This is a genomic window from Chitinophaga varians, from assembly GCF_014529945.1.
In the GTDB taxonomy this organism is placed as follows: Bacteria; Bacteroidota; Bacteroidia; order Chitinophagales; family Chitinophagaceae; genus Chitinophaga; species Chitinophaga varians.
Genome location: NZ_JACVFB010000008.1, coordinates 319,944 through 339,229 on the forward strand (window position 1 = coordinate 319,944; position 19,286 = coordinate 339,229).

The following is a 19,286-nucleotide window of genomic DNA, read 5'->3' on the forward strand; positions in this document are numbered from 1 at the left end:
GCTCTTTTTATTTAAAGGTACGTTTAGTAACCGATACAAGCCAGTTTACCATCCATGGTGCTCACCAGCACTTTCCGGTTGTCTATCGGCAGCACAGCGTTCACCAGGCAGTTGGACAGCTTATGTTTCCATAATAACGTATAGTCCTTACGGTTAACTGCATACACCACGCCTGAATGCGTAGGTGTAAAGATTACGCCGTCGCGTTCCACCGCCGCCGCGGGATTCAGTTCGTAGCTCATTTCAATAGGAGATTTCCACAGCAGTTGCATCGTATCTGCCGTGGCAGACACGCCGTACAGGTTGCCGTCCATCGTTTTGATGAAAGTCTGGCTGCTGTCTGCCGCCAGTCCGATAGATTCACGCATTCTTACACCGGGTACTGTTTTACGCCAGATAACGTTGCCGGTCTGGCTGTCAAACGCCGTCATATAGCGGTCCGGCGCTACGATAAACACTTTGTTCTGTGCTCCCACCGGATAGCAGGCTGCCGGAGAGAACATACGGTTAGAGGCGCCGTTGTTCCATTTCCATTTCAGCGTGCCGGTAGCTGCGTCGAGGGCGTAGAAATCGTTGCCCCAGCTGCCGAAGTAGACGTTGCCCTGATAGATCAGTGGTTTATCTTCCACAAACCCCTTCACCCCGGTAAATTCCCATACCAGTTTGCCCGTTGCTACGTCGATAGCCCGGAAATGCCCGTCGGAAGCCCCTACATAGGCGACACCGTTAGCCACCTCCGCGCTGGCCACCACAGGTTTACCTGTTTCAAAACGCCAGCGTTGTTTCCCGTTGGAAGCCTGGATACAATAGATGTAATGATCGGAAGAAGCCACCACAATATTATCTCCCGTTACTACCGGTGTAGCATATACTTTACCGCCGGTTTTGAAAGACCATTTCATTTTTCCGGTGGCGGCATTCAGTGCATATACTTCGCCGGCGGTGTTGGTGGAGATCACCAGGTCTTTCACCAGCGCCATACCGGAGCCGATATCACTGTTGTCCTGAAACGTCCAGATAGCTTTTACACCGGGGAAAGAATCGTTCATCGCAAATGACGGGCGTTCAAATGGCGCCGCATCATAACGGGCATGATGGCTTTTCAGCGGCTGCACGGTCCATTGCCGGTTCTTTCCGATCAGCGGTGTCCGTTCTTCAAAAGTAGCCTGATGGTTAGCCACTGTGATGATATTGTAACCACCGATGCTGTCTTTTGCCCGGAGATTGGAGCGGCACATCACGCCGGGAATATTTTCAAAATCGTATGTTTTGTTAGTATGACCGTGCCCACAAAGGATCAGCTGGATGTTGTGTTGTTTCAGGCGATCGAGTGCTTCGTACCAGTTGTTGAGGTCCGGGTTTTGCGGGTAGTGGTTGATATAAATAATCGGTGTGGTGGTATCTTTTGTCTTCAGTAACTTATCGAGCCACACTACATTTTCGCGGGGCACCTGTCCCGGGCCCATGCGCATGTTAGGGCCGCAGTTGGTACCGATGAACCAATAACCGCCATGCTTAAACGAAAATGTTTCGTTGCCGAATACGCGGCGAAAAGTATTGCCGCCACTCTCAGACCATTTGGTGTCGTGGTTTCCGGGGATGATGTACCAGGGTTTGTTGAGGCTGTCGAGCAATCGTTTGGCCAGTTGCAGTTCTTCGTCCGCGCCAAATTCGGTAATATCTCCCGAGATGATCACAAATGCGATGGATGGGTCCTGATTAATATCGGCCACGCTGCGCTGTACGTCTTCCGCAGCATGATCGCTGCCCACGTGGATGTCTGTCATCAGCGCAAATTTGAACGCGTTTTGGGCCATGGTCACTGTCCGGCATAGGGTCAGCACGATCACGGTGCTCAGCAGGAAAAAATATCTCATTACTTATTCTTTAGGTGCATAGTATTTCGTTTTTTCCAGCCAGGAGTTAAAGACAGTATAGAACACCGCCAGGATAATGGCGCCTTTGAACATACCCGTAAATCCCCACGCGATCATGCCACCGATAACTCCGAGGAAAAGCACAAGAAACGGAAGTTTTCCGCTTTTTGCAATGAGAATCGGTTTTAATACACCATCCAGTATCAGCACACCGGCGCCGTAGATGGCCAGAAAAACGGCCCAGCCGGTATTTCCCTGCATGGCCATCCAGATCACGAGCGGTATCCACACCCATAGCGGGCCCACCTGTATCAGCACCAGAAAATATACGATGGCCGCCAGCGCCAGCGCGAAGGGGATGCCAGCTATTGTGAATCCTATCCAGGATACTACTGCGGCGGCAAGCGCGGTGCCCATCACACCGATGGAAACACCTTTCACGGCCTGTGCGGTGGCTGCGAGCAGCGCATAACCATCTTTGTCGCCAAACATATGCGTCATCGTAGCGCGTACCGGCCGCATCAGGCGGTCGCCGCTGACCAGAAAAATAGCGGAGACCACAATGCCCAACACCACCTGCAAAGCCATGCCGAGGATACCTACTCCGGTAGTCACCACATGATGAATACTATGCATGATCTGTCTTTCGTAGATACTGGCCGTCTCCCTCGGCCGCAGCTGTAGCTCATGCCAGAACTGCGCCATCTCTTTCCCCACCAGTGGCAGGTTGGTGATCCACACCGGCAGGTCCGGGATGCCCTCGTCCCTGGCCGTTTCCAGCCAGTAACCGATTTCTTTCAGGTGGTCATTGACCGTGGAGACCGCATAAGCAAAAGGTAATGCCACCACGGCCACCAGCAGCAGGGAATAAATAACAGCCGCCAGCTTGCGCCGGCCGCCCAGCCACACCACGCTCTTTTCGTAGAGGTTAAACAAAGACACCGAAAAAATAATGGCAAACGTAAAGACACCGAAAAATACCTTCAGCACATCGTATAAAGCATACATGAGCCCCAGCAGTAGCAGCAGCACAATGATCGTTTCTATGATCCTCCGGGAGGTGGATGGAATACGGGTGCTCATATCGGAAAACCGGATTTGTTTCGGACAGAATCAATTTACTAAAAGATTGGCGAATAAGCAATGATTCCCGTTGGACTGCGAATATCAACCCGATGCCGGTAAATATGAATTCACCAGCTCACCATATCCATTTTTTTAACATATTGCCGTCATCAGAAAATAATAAAATGACACCTCCGAAAAAACTCCTGAAATATTTCCTCATTTTCATCGGCATCTTCCTGGTGCTGATACTGTTCGTGGCAGGGTGTTTCTGGGTAACTACGGAACAAAAATACCGACAGGCGAAGGAAGACGGTGAAAAATATAGCCGGATTTGCGATACCATCCGTGTCATCACCGAACAACCAAAGATCCAGTTTTCCGGGTTCCGCCTGAAAGAAATCCGGCAATTACGGTTTAAAATCCTGAGAAACGGGCAGTTCACCAGGGATACATTGGTAAAAACCCAATTCTCCTATGTATCCGATGACAGTACTTTTTTTGCTACCAGCCTCCCCTATCCGCTTTTCCTAAAAACAGACACCATTGTGGTGAGCACGGAAGGCGGCCTGCACTATTATATTTCGGGCTACCACCATTACGCATCCCTGCATTATGGCATGTTTGGTTATGTAGGCAGCCACGATTGCCGCTTTGCAGCAGAATGTATGATCAACAATGAACAGACAAGCGGTACCTTACTTAAAAACGATGGCTGGTGGCATCCGGAAACCGACAAACACAAACGGATGATCGCTCCTCAAACACCTGCCTTTGATAGTATCTCCCAATCAGCTACCATCTCTTATGAAAAAGCGGAGGAGATATTTGAGCAGAACAAAGCCAACAAACATCTTATTTCACGGATCACCTACAGAATAGAAGTCGGACAGGAAGGCAGTTTTTATGTTTTTGGGGAAGAAGATGAGAACAAAAGAAACCAGGTTGATCTGATTAAAATAAACACACAAACGGGGGAATATAAGCGGGAAAGAAGATAATCCCGAAACAAAAAAGCCTTACAACATTGAGTTGCAAGGCTTTATGTTTGCTTTATTTACAGATGTTATTTCTTCCCGCTGATAAGCCGAAGCACGTACTCCATTTGCGAGTCCTTTTGTTTCATATAGTCCTCGTAGTTCTGCCATACTTCGTGGTCAGGCATAATCCCTCTCCCTTCCGGTTGGTCGGGTTTTACAGGTGCATCCTGCACTACGTACATAATGGAAAACTTTGTCTTAATTTTTGAATGTGGCAGTTCATACACCAAACCGGCATGTCCGTTGTGGCAATAATATCCGCCGGTAGTTTCTACCCCTACAACAGTGGTGTTTCTGGCGTATGCTTTCACCAGAGAGGCCAGGTGCGAAGCGGCAGAAGCGGTGTTCTCATCGATCATCAGGTATAAATGTCCTTTATATGCCGGCTGTTTAGGATAATACACCGGATTATGGACGCTGTCCTGATAGCTTCTTCCTTTGCTGAAGGGCAGCAGGTATCCTTTCAGGAATTTTCTGCCTTCCTTTATTTCTTCCGGTCCCCATTTACTGTCGGTGCCTACTCCCCAGAAATACTGCATATAAGGGATCGTATCCCTGTCAAAATTTGCATAGGCAGATATGTTTTCTTTAAAAGAATGATCTGTCAGATACATCATGGGTTGTTCGAAAGTAGGATCGCTGCCGCCGGGATTGCTCCTGATATCCAGGATGAGGTTGGGCACCGCATTTTTATCCAGCACCTGAAACACGCTGTCGATGAAACGCACATATCCCGGAAACCTGGGGTCATCTGCCCCGTCGGCCATGCTGAAGATGCGGAAGCTAAGCAGCCCGGTGGACGGGTTCACCATCTTGAAACTGTATTTCGGCTGCGTGTTATAATCGATGAGACTATCTACCGCAATGCTGTACCGGTTCTTCTGGTTTTCCTTACGGGCGTCCAACGTTACCGCCGGCAGCGTGACTGTCTTCACTTCTTTACTGTACGGCGGATTAAACGTAACCGTAAAATTGTCCTTCACGCCATACTCGATCATGTAGCGGTAATTGAAGGAGCGGTGTACGCTTCCGGTCCATTTCTGGGTACGGTTAAACCCGTCGGTAGTGAAATATTTGTAGAAAGACTGCATCAGGGTGGTGTCAGGCACACCATTGATGCTCAGTACACGAGATCCTGCGGGGATGTCTTTTGTCTGATTATTGAAAATGATTTTGCCTTGAACATACTTCAGGTCGTAAGGGAAATAACCGCGCTGACGGCTGTAAAAATCCATCAGGTCTTTACCTACTTCGGTGTAGTTATGACAGCTGCCTTCGAAATCGGTCAACCGCAATATCACCTTGAAGTATTCAGTGGTACTCAAGGGTTTACTGATCTCTTTAAAAGCTGCTTTATAAATACTGTCCACCTGCTTTTTGGTGCGGTAGCGGTATAATCCCGAATTGGCCTTTTCCCGGATATCGCGGAAGAGCAAAAGGTCTTCCTTCATCTCACGGACAGTCAGTACTTTGTTATAGATCTTTAGGCTGTCGCCCGTTGGTTGCGGCCCTGCGGGCGCGGCAAATATCTCCTGGGACAATGATTGTGACAGCAAAAACAATAAAAACAATTTTCTCATAAGTTATTCTCCAGTGGCAGTGATGGTTGATATATTTATTGCAAAATAAAACTAATTACGATCAGTTATCTCCATGATATTTTTTCTTGTCTTCTGCTGTGTAAAAACAATAGATGAGCCCATCCATCTTATCCTCCCCTATTTCATGGCTGATCCATTCCCTCATTTCTTCCAGGTCTGATGTTTGTTTGATGTCCGCAGCATTTAGCGGCACCTGGGGAAAGAGGACCAGGACTCCGCTTTCTTCCTGAAGCAGGGCAATTGCCTGCTCATCCACCGGGCAATGGAAATAGGTTTTGTCGTAGGTACAAGCCGCCAATAACGGCTGGCCGCCAATTTCCTGTAGTTCGAACCAGGCATCGGTTCCCATAATGTACCAGAACGGATCTCCGGCATCCATGGCATTATCTGATAATTCATTCAGCTCATTGCCGAACACCACCACCACGATGTTTTTATTGTCTACAATGGTACAGAAAGGTTTTCGATTTGACAGGTCGGTCATTTGATATATATTAATACAGGCTATTGTATACGGTGAAGATACTTCTTTATTTTCAGGTTAAAATTCCGGCAAACTGGTCAGAAATATCTACCTTTTGATCTGGTAAAAACCATCATCATGACACCTACCATCAAAGAAGGTTTGTGGAAACAATTTGGCGCCAGTATTGATATGCTGATCAATGCTGTTGCAGCCTATCCTGAAAATCGCTGGAACACAGAGAAAAAGTTTTTTTACATCTCTTATCATGTCGCCGTTTTCCTGGACTACTACCTGACAATCCCCGCAGGGCCGCTCTCCTCCCCGCTTTCCTTCACGCTCAGTGATGATATTCCGGAGGATGGCATTGACGACATTGTGCCGGACAGGATTTACAGCCAGGCTGAAATTATTGCCTATCTGCAGATGAGCAGAAAAAAATGCCACGATCTTATCCTTAACATGACGGAGGCCGATTTCGCTCAATTATGGGTAGAAGTAGACGGCAATAAGGTAATGCCTGTTTTCGAATTGTTTTTGTATAATATGCGCCATGTACAACATCATACGGCGCAGCTGAATATGCTGCTCAGGAAAGATACGGGCGATGCGCCGCGCTGGGTGAGGGCTGCGAGGTGATCAATAATGATCCATCCGCCATTGTAGTTCAGCGCTCTTCACCGTCTGTTCATCGGGGTAGCTTTCCGGTAGTTTGTCCAGCACACGTTTCGCCGGATCAGCCAACTCCCATAGAGCCTCATCGATGTCTGCCAGCTGACCAGCCATCATCTTATTCACTTTACCGGTCAGATGCTGCGCATAAAACAATCCGCCGGAAAACCCTTCCAGCATGGAGCCTCCGGAATACAGCAGTTGCAGCACACGTTTTCTGTAATCATATAATTCTATGAACATCCATTGCAGTTCCGCTCCTCTCAGAGCTCTCCGCTCAAATTCCGGATAATGTTCCGCTACAAAGGCCAGTATCTTCTCCCGCAAAGCAGGGCTCACAGGAGTTTCCCTGTTGGGCCTGAGGGAAAGATATATATCACGCAATACGTTGGGTTGCTGCCAGGCCTTGGTCACGGCGGTTGATCCGTCATAATAACCTAAAGCGTGGGCCAGGCTGACAATCTGTGTGAGCCGGAGTTGTTTGGGCAGACATTCTTCGATGTCGATATCTCCTTCTCTGTACTCATACTGCATGATTTGCAGTAGCAAAGCCAGGGCGGTCATAGGTAAAGATTGAAACTGTTAACAGCGGTTTTCATAAAAAGCCTCCTTCCGGAAACCAAAAGAGGAAAACCGCTTTCGCAATTTTCCTCTTCGTTTGTATCCCGGATTGGATTCGAACCAATGACCTACTGCTTAGAAGGCAGTTGCTCTATCCAGCTGAGCTACCGAGACTTATATTTTGTTTTTCCTTTCAATGTGAAATAAATTCCTATATTTATCTCTCATTTTGGGAGTGCAAATTTATGGAAATATTTTCCAATAAATCAAATTTAATTTAATTTTTCTGAAATATAGATTAAAAACTATGGACGTACAGATCGAAGACAGCTGGAAAGAAGTACTCAAAGATGAGTTCAACAAAACCTATTTCGCGGAGATTGTCATGCACCTGAAACACGAGAAAGCACTGGGAAAAACCATCTATCCGGCAGGTAACAATATCTTCAACGCTTTCCAGCAAACACCTTTCGACAAGGTAAAAGTAGTGATTTTGGGGCAAGATCCCTATCACGGCGCCGGACAGGCACATGGCCTCAGTTTCTCCGTACCGGACGGCATCAAGCCGCCTCCGTCACTCGGCAATATATACAAGGAAATGCAAACCGATCTCGGCCTGGAAATACCCACCAGCGGCAACCTGACCAAATGGGCGGAACATGGTGTGCTCCTGCTCAACGCGTTCCTGACGGTAAGGGCCAGCGAGCCGGCATCTCATAGCAAAATAGGCTGGGAAAACTTCACCGATGCGGTGATCCGCAAAATATCCGACATGAAAAATGATGTGGTATTTCTGCTGTGGGGCCGCTTCGCACAGGACAAACAAATCCTGATAGACGCTACCCGCCATCATATCCTGAAAGCAGCGCACCCCTCTCCTTTCAGCGCAGCTAATGGATTCTTCGGTTGCAGACACTTTTCCAAAACCAACGAACTGCTGCTTAAAGCGGGCATAGAGCCAGTTGACTGGCGCCTTTAATCATTTACATACTATCAGTATCTTTACCATAAGCTGTCAGTTATGTTAAAAAATATACTGGGAAGAATTTACGCACTATACGCATTGTTGTTGTTTGCAACCACCATGCTGATCGTCTTTATCCCTATCTGGATCGCCTCTTTCTGGCCGGAGCCTACCCCTTCAGCCTTTTTTGTGGGCCTCGGCCGCTGGTGGATGAACATCTACCTGCCGCTGATCGGTTGCCCGGCCAAACTAAAAGGCCAGGAACATTTCGCCCCCGGCCAAACCTATGTAATAGTATGCAACCACAACGCATTGATGGACATCCCTGTTACTACCGGTTATGTGCCCGGCGCCAATAAAACGCTGGCGAAAGCCTCTATGGCTAAAATCCCGCTGTTCAGCGTACTGTACAAAATCGGTAGTATCCTGGTAGACCGCAGCAGTGAAGCCAGTCGCAAACAAAGTGTGGTGGACATGAAACATGCCCTCAGTCTCGGTATCCATATGTTGCTGTACCCGGAAGGTACCCGCAACCGCACGCCCGAACCACTGAAAGCATTCTATGACGGCGCCTTCGCCCTCGCCATAGACACCCAGACACCACTGATGCCTTCCCTGCTGTTTAATACCAGAAAAATACAGCCGCCGGGTAAAACATTCTTTGCCTGGCCGCATCCTATCCACTATCACGTACTTCCTCCCATTCCCACCACCGGCATGACCCGCGACGACCTGCCGGCACTGAAAGAGAAAGTATTTAAAATCATGTGGGACTACTACACCACTAACCAGGACAAACTCTAATCAGAGAAAGATAAAAACAAAGAACCCGTTTGATGATTCAAACGGGTTCTTTCATTTGGTATAGGACAATATCAATAAAGCGGATTCTGTGTCATCTTCGGATTGGCTAACAACTCATTCAGCGGAATAGGATAACGGAAATCACGCTGCACATTGCAGGAACGTGTTTCTACCATTACCGGCTGTCCGGTGGCAGGGTCCACAGCGCCATACACCTGCCCGTTCATCACGTCTCCAAGCATATCCCAGCGACGGATATCATAAAAACGGGCGCCTTCAAACGCCAGTTCTGCGGTACGTTCGCGGCGTATCAGCTGACGCAGCTTCTCCTGCGTATTGTATTTGGTAACATCCACTACGGGCATGCCTGCACGCGTACGGATATCATTCAGGTGTTTGATGACATCGGTATTCTGCCAGTCACCCAGCTCAGTGAGCGCTTCTACGTAATTAAGCAGCACCTCTGCATAACGGATGATCATATAATCCAGTGAAGGACTGGCGCCATTACGATCTTTGGGATCGAGGTATTTTTTTACCCAGAAGCCGGTAGCGGTACTGTTGAGGATACCGATACGATCACTCCCCTCGCTGGCAAACGGCCGAAGCGTGTCTTTCTCATATACCTGTCCCGGTACCAGTACAGACGCCACCAATCGCGGATCACGGTTGTTTTTGTAGAAAGGATCTTTCTGATACACCGTCAGCGAATCAGGCCCCAGCTCCTGTAAAGTCTTGCCCTGCAGCGTTTCAAAACTGTTGACAACTTTCATCGTCGGCGATACTACGGTCTGCCCGCCTACACCATAAGGCGCAAAAGTTTTCCACGCATTGGAACAACCATTATCCCGGAAAAATACCCGCTCTTTATTCAATTCACCGGCATAGGTAAACAACTCCGCAAAACTGTTCACTTTTGTATTGGTGCTGCGGTACAGCGCATATACATTTTGATCTATCACCTTTTTGGCGGCCATCTTAGCGGTCTCATACTGCCTGTAGAACATGGCCAGCTTGGAGATCAGCGCCCAGCATACGCCGGACGAAATACGCCACGCTTCGTTATTGTTGTACACTTCCGGCAGATGAGGCGCACATTCAGTCAGCTCACTCACCACAAAATCATATACTTCCTGCTCAGAATTACGGGTAGTGTTGCTGTTGGCCGGCTCCAGCGATTTGGTGACGATCGGAATACCGCCAAAGAACAACATCATCTCCATATGGTAGTAAGCCCGCATCGCCCGCGCTTCATATTTGTAGCGGTCTTTCAGCGACGAGTCCATATAACAGCGGTCTACGTTTTCCAGGAACCGGCAGGCACGGCGTATATCCTTGTAATCATCCCGCCACAGGCCCAGCGCCACGTCCCAGCTGCTGTTCTGTAAACCTTTGGCATACGCCTCATAAGCGCCACGCGTATCCTGACGGGCCACGGCCTCATCACTCAAAGCTGAGAGGAACATCAACTGCCGTCCGCTGGAACCGCCCGGCAGACCGGCATACACAGAGCCCAATGCGCCGGTGGCATTGGCTTCTGTCTTCCACCAGTTATCATCGGTCACACTCACAGGATCATCATGGGTGAGGAACTTTTCACAACTGCTGCATGTCAGCATCACGGCTGAAAAAATGACTGCATATATCTTTTTCATACGACCATTATTAAAGTTGAACATTAATACCGGCAATAAATGCCTTCATGATACCATAGGTCCACTGATCACCCTGGCTTTCGGCATCGGTGAGCTTCATTTTGGTGAAAGTGATAGGGTTCTGTGCGTTCACATACACCCGTAAACCACGGATACCGGCACGTTTCAGCCAGTCGGCCTGCGTATTGTATCCCAGCTGTATATATTTCACCCGCATATAAGCGCCATTCTGGAACCAGAAATCAGAGGATAATTTGTTATTGGTGGGCAATGTGTTCAAACGCGGGAACATCGCGTTGGTGCGTTCAGGTGTCCAGTAGTTGTCTGCATAAAAGCGGGTAGGCACACCGCCATCTTTACTGTTGTCCATCGGCAACGCCAGCATACCAGCCAGTACTACGTCCGATTTGCCGGTGCCCTGCAACAGAAATTCAAGATCAAAATTTTTATAGGCCACCCTGAAATTAGCGAAGTAGTTCAGTCGCGCAATGGGATTACCAATCAATGTCTGATCAGAACCGTCGATGATCTTATTGCCACTGATGTCCAGGTACTTGATATCACCGGGTTTAGCGCCGGGCAATACTGGCACCAGCGGATTACCGTCCTTGTCGAAGTCACTTGCCTGCAGCAGTCCCGCGGTTTTATAACCGAAGATGCCACCATACGGACCGCCCTCGCGCTGAATAGAGGTGGCGCTCACGTAAGGCCCGCTCAACAGGGACACGATCTCGTTTTTATTGTAGGTCACACCCGGACGGAAAGACACGGAAACATTTTTACCGATGTTACCATTATAATTCACGGAAGCCTCCCAGCCGGTGTTGCGCAGCTTGCCGGCATTAACAGGCACTTTGTCCTCGAAGCCGCCGGTAAAGGATAATGGCGGACGCAGGATAATATCTTTGGTGAGTTTGTTATAATAATCTACTACGATCTCCAGCTTGTTGTTGAACAAACCGATATCTAATCCTACATCAGCCATGTTCACTGTCTCCCAGCTCAGGTCGGGATTGCCGTAGTTCGTCTCCAAACCGGAACCGGAGTTGATCGTGGTCTGATACTGATACAGGTCCACATCGGATTCATTGCCCAGCTGTCCGTAAGAAGCACGCAGTTTCATATTGCTGACCGCTTTCAGGGACGACATGAATTTTTCTTTACTGATATTCCAGCCTAAGGCCACTGAGGGAAAGAAACCATATTTATGTCCCTTATCGAATTTGGAAGAAGCGTCCATACGGCCGGTCAGCTCCAACAGATACCGGTCCTGATAGGAGTAGTTCAACTTAGCATAGGAAGACAACAGCGAGTTGATATACAGGTAAGTTCCGGCGGTGCTGGCACTCGTATTTTTTTCTTCCTGAGAATATCCCGCCATCAGAAAGAAATGATGATCTTTCAATTCCAGCGTGTAATCGGCATTGGCAGCGATGTAATAGTAGGTGGTCCGCGCCTGTGTGTAAGCTCTTTGCTGCGTCCACGTTTGCAGCAGCTGTCCGGTATAGTAATCGAAGAAGTTATAGTTATCGCGCAGACTGCCTAACAGATCACTGTTGAGGCGGTAGCTGAACTGCCCGCGGAGGTTCAGTCCCGGTATCACTTCCCATTTAGGTTGCAGGTTGATGCTGGACTGTCCGTATTCATTTACAAACCGGCCACCTTTTTCAGCATAGGCCAATGGGTTCACGATATCTACGTAACGGCCGTAAATATCAGCGCTGCCTTCTTTCTGCGGATACTTGGGCAGAATGGTGGGTGGCACGCGGAATACGTCTTCCAGCAAACGGGTACCATCATGCCCCAATGTTCTGTTGGGCAGCAGGATATTACGTTTGATGGCCAGCAGGTCCATATTGATCTGGAAGTTTTTAGCCAGCGATACGGAGGTATTAGCACGGATATTATATTTCCTGCTGCTGGTCAGCGGTGTCATGCCGTCCTGGTACTGATAGTTGGCATTGAGCGCAAAACGGGCAAGGCTGTTACCACCGCTCACTCCTACGGAATGGCTGGTAATAGGCGCTTGTTTGTTGACAATGACTTTCTGCCAATCGGTATTGGGATATTTTACCGGGTCGGTGCCCGCGATGGTTTGTTGAATGTCGTCTTCGGAATACAGGGGAGTTTTACCGGAATTGGCCAGTGCTTCATTGTACATGCGCATGTATTGGGGAGCGTCTACCAGGGCAGGCATTTTCGTGGGTGACTGCACGCCGTAATAACCGTCGTAGGTCACGGCAACGCGTCCGGGCGTACCTCTTTTGGTGGTAACGAGGATTACGCCGCTGGCCGCTCTGGCGCCATAGATAGAGGCTGCAGCCGCATCTTTCAGCACGGTCACACTTTCCACTGTGAGCGGATCGATGAAGTTCATGTCCATCGGAATACCATCTACCAGCACCAGTGGGTTAGACCCATTGAGTGAGGTGATACCGCGTATCTTGATGGTAGCGGCATCACCGCCGGGCAGGCCGGAAGATTGACTTACCTGCAGGCCGGTCACCCCACCCTGCAACGACTGTGAAATGGTGGTGATGGGCTTACCACTCATCGCCGATTTTACATTAAGGGAAGCCACAGCGCTGGCGATATGTTTACGCTGTTGCTCTGTAATTCCCACCACCACTACTTCATCGAGGGCTGACACTTTTTCGTTCAATGCGATGGAAAGGCCGGTGTTGCTGCGCAACACATTGTATTCTGTGGCGATAAATCCAACCAGGCTGAAAACCAGCGTGGCATTTTTAGGCGCCTGAATAGTGAAGTAACCGTCTGCATCACTGGTGGTACCACGGGAAGTGCCTTTCACCCCGATGGTAACACCTGGCAGTGCTACCGGCGGCTCATGGGTATCATACACCCGGCCTTTGATGGTAAGCAGACTGTCTTCCCGCGCCAGTTTCAGCGGACGCACCGGTTGCTCTTCTTTCGGTACGATCGCTACCTGCGTGCCTACAATCGTATAGCCGAGACTGGTACCATCGAGGGCCTTGTCCAGCACCTCCACCAGCCTTTTGCCACGCAGGTGCAACGTGATGTTTTTCTCACCGCGCAACAGCTCATCTTTGTAGAAAATACGCCAGTTGCTCTGCGCCTGTATCTGGCGGAAAAGCTCCGGCAACGGAGCATTCGTCACCCGCACATTGAGCGGGGCATTCTGTGAGTAGGTTTTACCGTGGGCGCTGACCAGCCCCACGAATAACAGGATCATGATTAGCCGCATAACATGCCATAATTTGGCTGGCACTATGCCCGCAGGCAGGTAGCGCCAACAAACGTAAATTTTTTGCATACATTTGTTTGGTTTAATTAATGAAATAGTTAGCCGGGCCGCCTGTTACCGCAGGCAGTCTTCACCGGAAGATGTTACCGCATCTTCCGGTTTTTTTTTGGCTTTTCGCTGATGCTTATTTGGTTTTAAAAATGATTGTGTTCCCTTGCTTTTCGTACTTCAATGAAGTGGAAGCAGCTATTATGTCAAGTACATCGTTCAGTGTTTTCTGCAGATCAAGTTTACCCGAAAATGTTTCATTGCCCGACCGCGCGTCTGTTGTTATTGGTTGATTATAATACCTGGATAGTTTTTTTAGTATTTCATATAAAGATGTATGTTCTGCTACCATAAGACCATCTTTCCAGGATATGAACCCGGTGACGTCTACATTGTCTACTGTCATGCTACCATTATGACCGGTATACAGTGCCCTGTTGCCCGGCAACAGCTGCACCGGCGTGCTTTTTTTTCCCGGCCCCCGGAAGGTTTCCAGCTGTACGCTTCCGCTGGCGAGAACTACCTGTGAGTTGGCGTCTTCCCGATAGGCAGAGATGTTAAATGCCGTACCCAGCACAGCTATTTTCATATCGTTGGCGTATACACTAAAAGGACGATGTGCATCGGTGGCCACTTCAAAGTAGGCCTCCCCTTCCAGCAACACTTCCCGGTGCTGTTGCCCGAATGCGGCAGGATATATCAGCCGCGAGCCGGCATTGAGCCAAACGCGGGTGCCGTCTTCCAGCTGCAGGGACGCCACGTTGCCATAAGGTACCAGCAGGGTATTAAATACCTGTTTGCCGGCTTCCAGCTCCTGCTTTATCTCCTGCGAATCTACCCGCACCTGCGTGCCCCTGGCCTGATAGGCGATGGCCGCGTGAGTATTACGGATGCTCAGCTGCTGATTACCCAGTATCATGCGGGTCATCGTGCTATCACCGCGGGAATAGGTCTGATGGTTGGCGAAAGCCACCAGTGCGGGCAACGATTCCTGTGTACGTTGCCACTGCCACCATCCCAGTCCGGCCAACAGCAGGATGGCAATAGCGGCGGCCATTGTCCACCACGACTGCCACCAGACTTGCACCGGCGATTGTGTGATATCGGCAGCAATACGCTCCCACAACAGGGTCTTTTCTGCTACAGACAACTGCTCATTACCAGACGCGCGTACAAGGGAGATCATTTTCTCCTTGTCCCCCCCGGCACCATCCGGCGTATCTTCTTCCATTCCATATGATGGGTTGTTGATGTCCATAGCTACTATTTGCCCCTATATAACAGAGCAACTGATATCAGCTTTATAGACTTCTTTCGGAAAAAAAATTTAAAAATTTTTCAGACAGGCGAGTAACAACATGCTGAAAGCCGGAATGGTGGTGACCGGCATCTCTTGTCTCAGCTGGCGTATAGCCCTGTAGGCAAGGGTGCGGCAGGTAGGCACGGAAATCTGCATGAGACGGGCCACCTCCTCGTAGGAAAGTTCACAGTGATATTTCAGATAAAGGATTTCCTTCTGCCGCGCCGGTAGTTTATTCATCTCCGTCGCCAGCCGCCGCAGGGTGCTCTGTTCTTCTTCCTGCGCTATGATCAGGCTCTGTACATCGTTAGCCTCAAAGGTGAGCTGGAAATAATTGTCGGCGTTGGCCATATCGCCCTGCAGCGAAAAACGGGCATTTTTCCGCAGGGAGGTATTCAGCTTACGCCGGAAAGAAACAAGCAGATAAAAACGGATATTGACCTGCGGCGCGAGGTTCCGGCGCTGCATATAAAGATCTGTAAACAGGTCGTGTATACAATCCATGATCATCTCCTTATCCGGAAAATACCGCAATGCGTATGCATACAGCATGTCAGCCGAGGCTTCATACAGTACCCTGAAAGCCTGCTGATCGCCGGCTATCACGCCTTTCCATAACGTTTCCTCATTGACTCCGGTTAGCTTCATCAGATCATTGGATTATTGCAGATCGATATCTGACTTTAAGTTACACAACAGGATATAAAATTAAAAATACATAGACGGGTTTAATATTATGAAATCATTATCATGCGAAGAACACCCCAAAAGAAGAGAAAATAACACCGGAATCATGTTGAAATTTAGTCATTTTGTTATTTGGATATTGAAAATGCAGCGGATCTTCGCCGCATTTTCAATATCCAAATAATAAAATAAAAGAATATCCAAATCCATTCAGCGGTTTCGGCATTAAAAAAATGCAGCGGATCTTCGCCGCATTTTCAATATCCAAATAATAAAATAAAAAAATATCCAAATCCATTCAGCGGTTTCGGCATTAAAAAAATGCAGCGGAGATCCGCTGCATTTTCAATATCTAAATAATAAAATAAAAAAATAAAAAAATAGCTAGAAGTCGTAGAACTGTCGCGATCGATTAATCCGCAAATCCCTCAGGAGACTGGCTTTCGGGTTGATCGTGATGCTAAACTGCCGGAATGTACCGAACGGTATCAGGTTAATTGACATCTGCCAGCAGTGCAGGTCCCTCGATATGTACATATTCGTATAGGCGATCTGCATATTCGTAAAATCAAAACCACTGTTGAGACCTACTTTCCATTTAGGCGTCAGGCTGAAGTCGCCGTTGAAACTAACGTACTGGGTTATACGCTTTATCACTCCGCCGGAGTCAGCAATAAGCTGATTGGTGTACGACAAGCTGTAAGACAGGTCTACCCGCCACGGAATATCAAAATCCACATATTCGCCGGGGTTGTTACGCATCATCTGCAACTGCCGCTGTTGAGCAGCCATGGCCGCATCGGCATTGGTAATATTCTCCAGGGAGTCGATCTTCTTCTGTTTGTCCTGCCCTTTTTTGTCTTTCGACTGGAAGGAGGTGCTCAGGGAGATGCTGGCGTTGGTTAACCGGCCCAGACTGAGTTTCCCCTGCTGCCACACAAATTTATCAACACGGTGTCCGCGGCCATCAGTCTGATAAGGATCGATCGTGCCACTGGCGGAGATATTCACTTTATCGAACAGGTTGGTACGGGCATAGATATTGAAATTGGAAAGCTTAAAGGAGTCGGCTACCAGGTTATAGTTACCGTTGATGCCGAAACCATCGAGCAGCTTCACCTTCCGCTCATGGTTCCCCGATGTGTCTTTCCGGGAGAACACTTTCATCTCCAGGTTATTGTCCAAACCGAAGTTGATACCCCCGAAAGCGCCCGATGGCGGCACCCCGATAATGGAGCCGTCAAAATAGGATGCCCTGATGGAGTCTGCTCTATTAGGAGAGAAACGGTATTTATAATAATAAGCGCCGGAGAGGTCAGGACTGTAGCTGACACCCAGCGTAGGACGTACCACGTGCCGGATAGCCTTTACTTTGGAGTGTTTGCTGAAAGCGTACATACCATAAACCGCGGTGGACACGGAGGCGCCGACGCTGATACTGCGGGCCGCATAGAAACCGGACAGGTAGGCGGTATCAATGCCGCCCAGGGAGTCTGGCTTGATGGTAGGCTTCCGCTCATTCCATGTTTTCACTACCTTCTTCGTATACCAGTACTCATTGTAGTTGACACTGGGTGAAAACGTCAGCGTTTTCAGGATCGGGATAGAGAAAGACACCGGGATGGAGTGCTGCATACCGGTCTGCATGGCGTTAAACATGGCCTGCTTACCAAATGCGGAGTCTTTGAAGGTGGCCTGGTTACGTAATACGGCATTATAGGAGATACCGATTTTTTCGTACCATTTGGGGGTGCCTACCATTTCTTTCGGTTGGAACGGATAGATGGTGTTCACCGTAAAGGTACCGTCCGGGAAAGAGATAGACACATCGCGGGTAGCCAGGTTCTGAGAGTGGTTCAGGCCCAGGGTAAGGTTGTAAGGCTTGCCCTGCCATGTTTTGGAAAAGGTGATAGACGACCCGATGTTGTTGTTGACACGGGTACTATAGTCAAATACGTTGAATCTGTTATAGGAAGAGCTACCGAAGTTCACGCTGGCGCCGAAGTTCACCCCGGGACGGGCCTTGCTGTCCATACTGTGGTTCCAGGTAATGCGGAAGTCGCGGGACTTCACAAACTCCGATGGTACCGCCGGGTCCCCGTAGCGGGTATTGGCAAAGCTCAGGTTCAGGCCACCATTGTATTTATACCGTTTCCGGTAGGTGGGACTGGCCGTGAGGCTCCAGCTGCCGTAGGAGTAGACGTCGCCCCGCAGGGTGAGGTCCATATGCTCCCCCATCCCGAAGTAGTAGCCACCATTTTCGAGGCCCATCCCTTTCTGCTGGTTCACCACGTACTGGGGAGGCAGGATACCGGACCGCTGGCCCTGCGTAATCGGGAAAATGGCAAAGGGAATGTACAGCGGAGTGGGTATTCCCATAATTTCCAGGTTAGCCGGACCGGAAATTACCAGTTTGTCAGGGATAACCTTTATTTTACGGGCCCTAAAGCTAAAGTGCGGCGTATCGAGGTTACAGGTGGTGTAACCATTTTTAAAGCCGAAGATGGTGTTGTCCGATTCCTTTTTGGTAAGTTCACTATGGATATAACCTTCGCCGTACTGGGAGCGGGTATTATAGATCTTTGCTTTCTGGGAGGTAAAATTATACTTGAGCGTGTCTGATTCGAAGCTCTGGCCCCCGTCGTTCATCACGGGGCGGCCGATGATCTTGCCCGCAGTATCTTTGGCATTGGTAGCCTCCAGTACGCCGGTGTTCTGGTCGAAATTCATTTTTTCGGCAGAAAGATCAATCGATTTATATTTGGTGCTGGCAGTGCCATACAGATAGAAGCGCTTATCGGGCACCATCAGGATAATGGAGTCCTTCGCTTTGTAGGTTACCGGCGCATCCAGCGTATCTTTGGACACCTTGGGCACAAAAACGGTATCTACTGTCACTTCTTTGGTAGTGTCCTGGTCTTTTGATACCACATTGGTGTCAGCACCCGGTTTGGCGATCACTTTAGGCGTTTTCGGCTTTACGGTGTCTTTCCGGGCAGGAACGGTATCTGCCAAAGTTTTGTTAAAAGTCGGAGATGCTTGTGGCCTTGCGCCCCCTGATGCATCTATAATAAAGGGAACGGCAATAACCACACCTGCAAAAGCCAGGTATGTCTGCCGTAAAAACTTTTTATAATTATTTTTGTAGCTAGAGCTCATGTGTTAAGGCGGGCACAAACCTACAGGAAATTATACAAATTATTACAAAAGATAGCTTGTAAAGTTTGATGACCGACGAGAGGAAAGAGACTGTAAACACGCATGGAGCAAAGGAATTACTAATTTAACAGATAAACTTATTTTTTTATTTTTTGTGATAACAG

At 48.8% G+C, this 19,286-nt stretch carries 14 protein-coding genes and 1 tRNA gene; 4 read left to right on the forward strand and 11 right to left on the reverse strand.

Annotation, left to right across the window (positions count from 1 at the left end; all coding sequences use genetic code 11):
- Positions 1-23 precede the first annotated feature (23 nt).
- Both ICL55_RS32410 and ICL55_RS32415 read right to left on the reverse strand, forming a co-directional pair.
- On the reverse strand, positions 24-1,877 hold the full coding sequence (locus ICL55_RS32410; RefSeq protein ID WP_188105668.1) for an outer membrane protein assembly factor BamB family protein: 1,854 nt from the start codon (positions 1,875-1,877) through the stop codon (positions 24-26).
- A 3-nt stretch (positions 1,878-1,880) separates the two neighbouring features.
- A complete protein-coding gene (locus ICL55_RS32415; protein WP_188105670.1) occupies positions 1,881-2,960 on the reverse strand; it encodes an AI-2E family transporter in 1,080 nt (359 codons plus the stop codon).
- 167 nt (positions 2,961-3,127) lie between these two features.
- On the opposite strand from ICL55_RS32415, the gene ICL55_RS32420 reads away from it, so the two are divergent.
- Positions 3,128-3,943: a hypothetical protein gene (locus tag ICL55_RS32420; RefSeq protein WP_188105672.1), complete on the forward strand. Its 816-nt coding sequence runs from the start codon at positions 3,128-3,130 to the stop codon at positions 3,941-3,943.
- Between the two features lie 65 nt (positions 3,944-4,008).
- Here the strand turns inward: ICL55_RS32420 and ICL55_RS32425 are convergent, their stop codons facing one another.
- Together ICL55_RS32425 and ICL55_RS32430 are read right to left on the reverse strand one after the other, a co-directional pair.
- Complete coding sequence (locus ICL55_RS32425) at positions 4,009-5,562, reverse strand: S41 family peptidase (RefSeq protein WP_188105674.1); 1,554 nt, start codon at positions 5,560-5,562, stop codon at positions 4,009-4,011.
- Positions 5,563-5,623: 61 nt separating this feature from the next.
- Positions 5,624-6,067, reverse strand: coding sequence for a hypothetical protein (locus ICL55_RS32430; protein ID WP_188105676.1), 444 nt, complete (start codon positions 6,065-6,067; stop codon positions 5,624-5,626).
- 117 nt (positions 6,068-6,184) lie between these two features.
- On the opposite strand from ICL55_RS32430, the gene ICL55_RS32435 reads away from it, so the two are divergent.
- Entirely contained in the window at positions 6,185-6,685 is a 501-nt protein-coding gene (locus ICL55_RS32435; RefSeq protein WP_188105678.1) for a DinB family protein, read from the forward strand.
- Here ICL55_RS32435 and ICL55_RS32440 read toward each other — a convergent pair whose 3' ends face one another.
- Together ICL55_RS32440 and ICL55_RS32445 are read right to left on the reverse strand one after the other, a co-directional pair.
- On the reverse strand, positions 6,686-7,282 hold the full coding sequence (locus ICL55_RS32440) for a hypothetical protein (RefSeq protein WP_188105680.1): 597 nt from the start codon (positions 7,280-7,282) through the stop codon (positions 6,686-6,688).
- Between the two features lie 97 nt (positions 7,283-7,379).
- Positions 7,380-7,453 (reverse strand) — tRNA-Arg (locus tag ICL55_RS32445).
- Positions 7,454-7,586: 133 nt separating this feature from the next.
- On the opposite strand from ICL55_RS32445, the gene ung reads away from it, so the two are divergent.
- Together ung and ICL55_RS32455 are read left to right on the forward strand one after the other, a co-directional pair.
- Positions 7,587-8,258 carry a uracil-DNA glycosylase gene (ung, locus tag ICL55_RS32450; RefSeq protein WP_188105682.1) on the forward strand — a complete coding sequence of 224 codons (672 nt, stop codon included), beginning with the start codon at positions 7,587-7,589 and terminating at the stop codon, positions 8,256-8,258.
- Between the two features lie 42 nt (positions 8,259-8,300).
- Positions 8,301-9,047, forward strand: coding sequence for a 1-acyl-sn-glycerol-3-phosphate acyltransferase (locus ICL55_RS32455; protein ID WP_188105684.1), 747 nt, complete (start codon positions 8,301-8,303; stop codon positions 9,045-9,047).
- Positions 9,048-9,118: 71 nt separating this feature from the next.
- Here the strand turns inward: ICL55_RS32455 and ICL55_RS32460 are convergent, their stop codons facing one another.
- The 5 genes from ICL55_RS32460 to ICL55_RS32480 all read right to left on the reverse strand — a co-directional run bounded on the left by ICL55_RS32460 (position 9,119) and on the right by ICL55_RS32480 (position 18,978).
- A complete protein-coding gene (locus ICL55_RS32460; protein ID WP_188105686.1) occupies positions 9,119-10,702 on the reverse strand; it encodes a RagB/SusD family nutrient uptake outer membrane protein in 1,584 nt (527 codons plus the stop codon).
- Positions 10,703-10,712: 10 nt separating this feature from the next.
- Positions 10,713-13,997, reverse strand: coding sequence for a TonB-dependent receptor (locus ICL55_RS32465; protein WP_188105688.1), 3,285 nt, complete (start codon positions 13,995-13,997; stop codon positions 10,713-10,715).
- Between the two features lie 115 nt (positions 13,998-14,112).
- Complete coding sequence (locus ICL55_RS32470) at positions 14,113-15,234, reverse strand: FecR family protein (RefSeq protein WP_188105690.1); 1,122 nt, start codon at positions 15,232-15,234, stop codon at positions 14,113-14,115.
- A 69-nt stretch (positions 15,235-15,303) separates the two neighbouring features.
- Positions 15,304-15,924 carry an RNA polymerase sigma factor gene (locus ICL55_RS32475; RefSeq protein WP_188105692.1) on the reverse strand — a complete coding sequence of 207 codons (621 nt, stop codon included), beginning with the start codon at positions 15,922-15,924 and terminating at the stop codon, positions 15,304-15,306.
- A 423-nt stretch (positions 15,925-16,347) separates the two neighbouring features.
- Positions 16,348-18,978 carry a putative LPS assembly protein LptD gene (locus tag ICL55_RS32480; protein ID WP_188105694.1) on the reverse strand — a complete coding sequence of 877 codons (2,631 nt, stop codon included), beginning with the start codon at positions 18,976-18,978 and terminating at the stop codon, positions 16,348-16,350.
- Positions 18,979-19,286 lie beyond the last annotated feature (308 nt).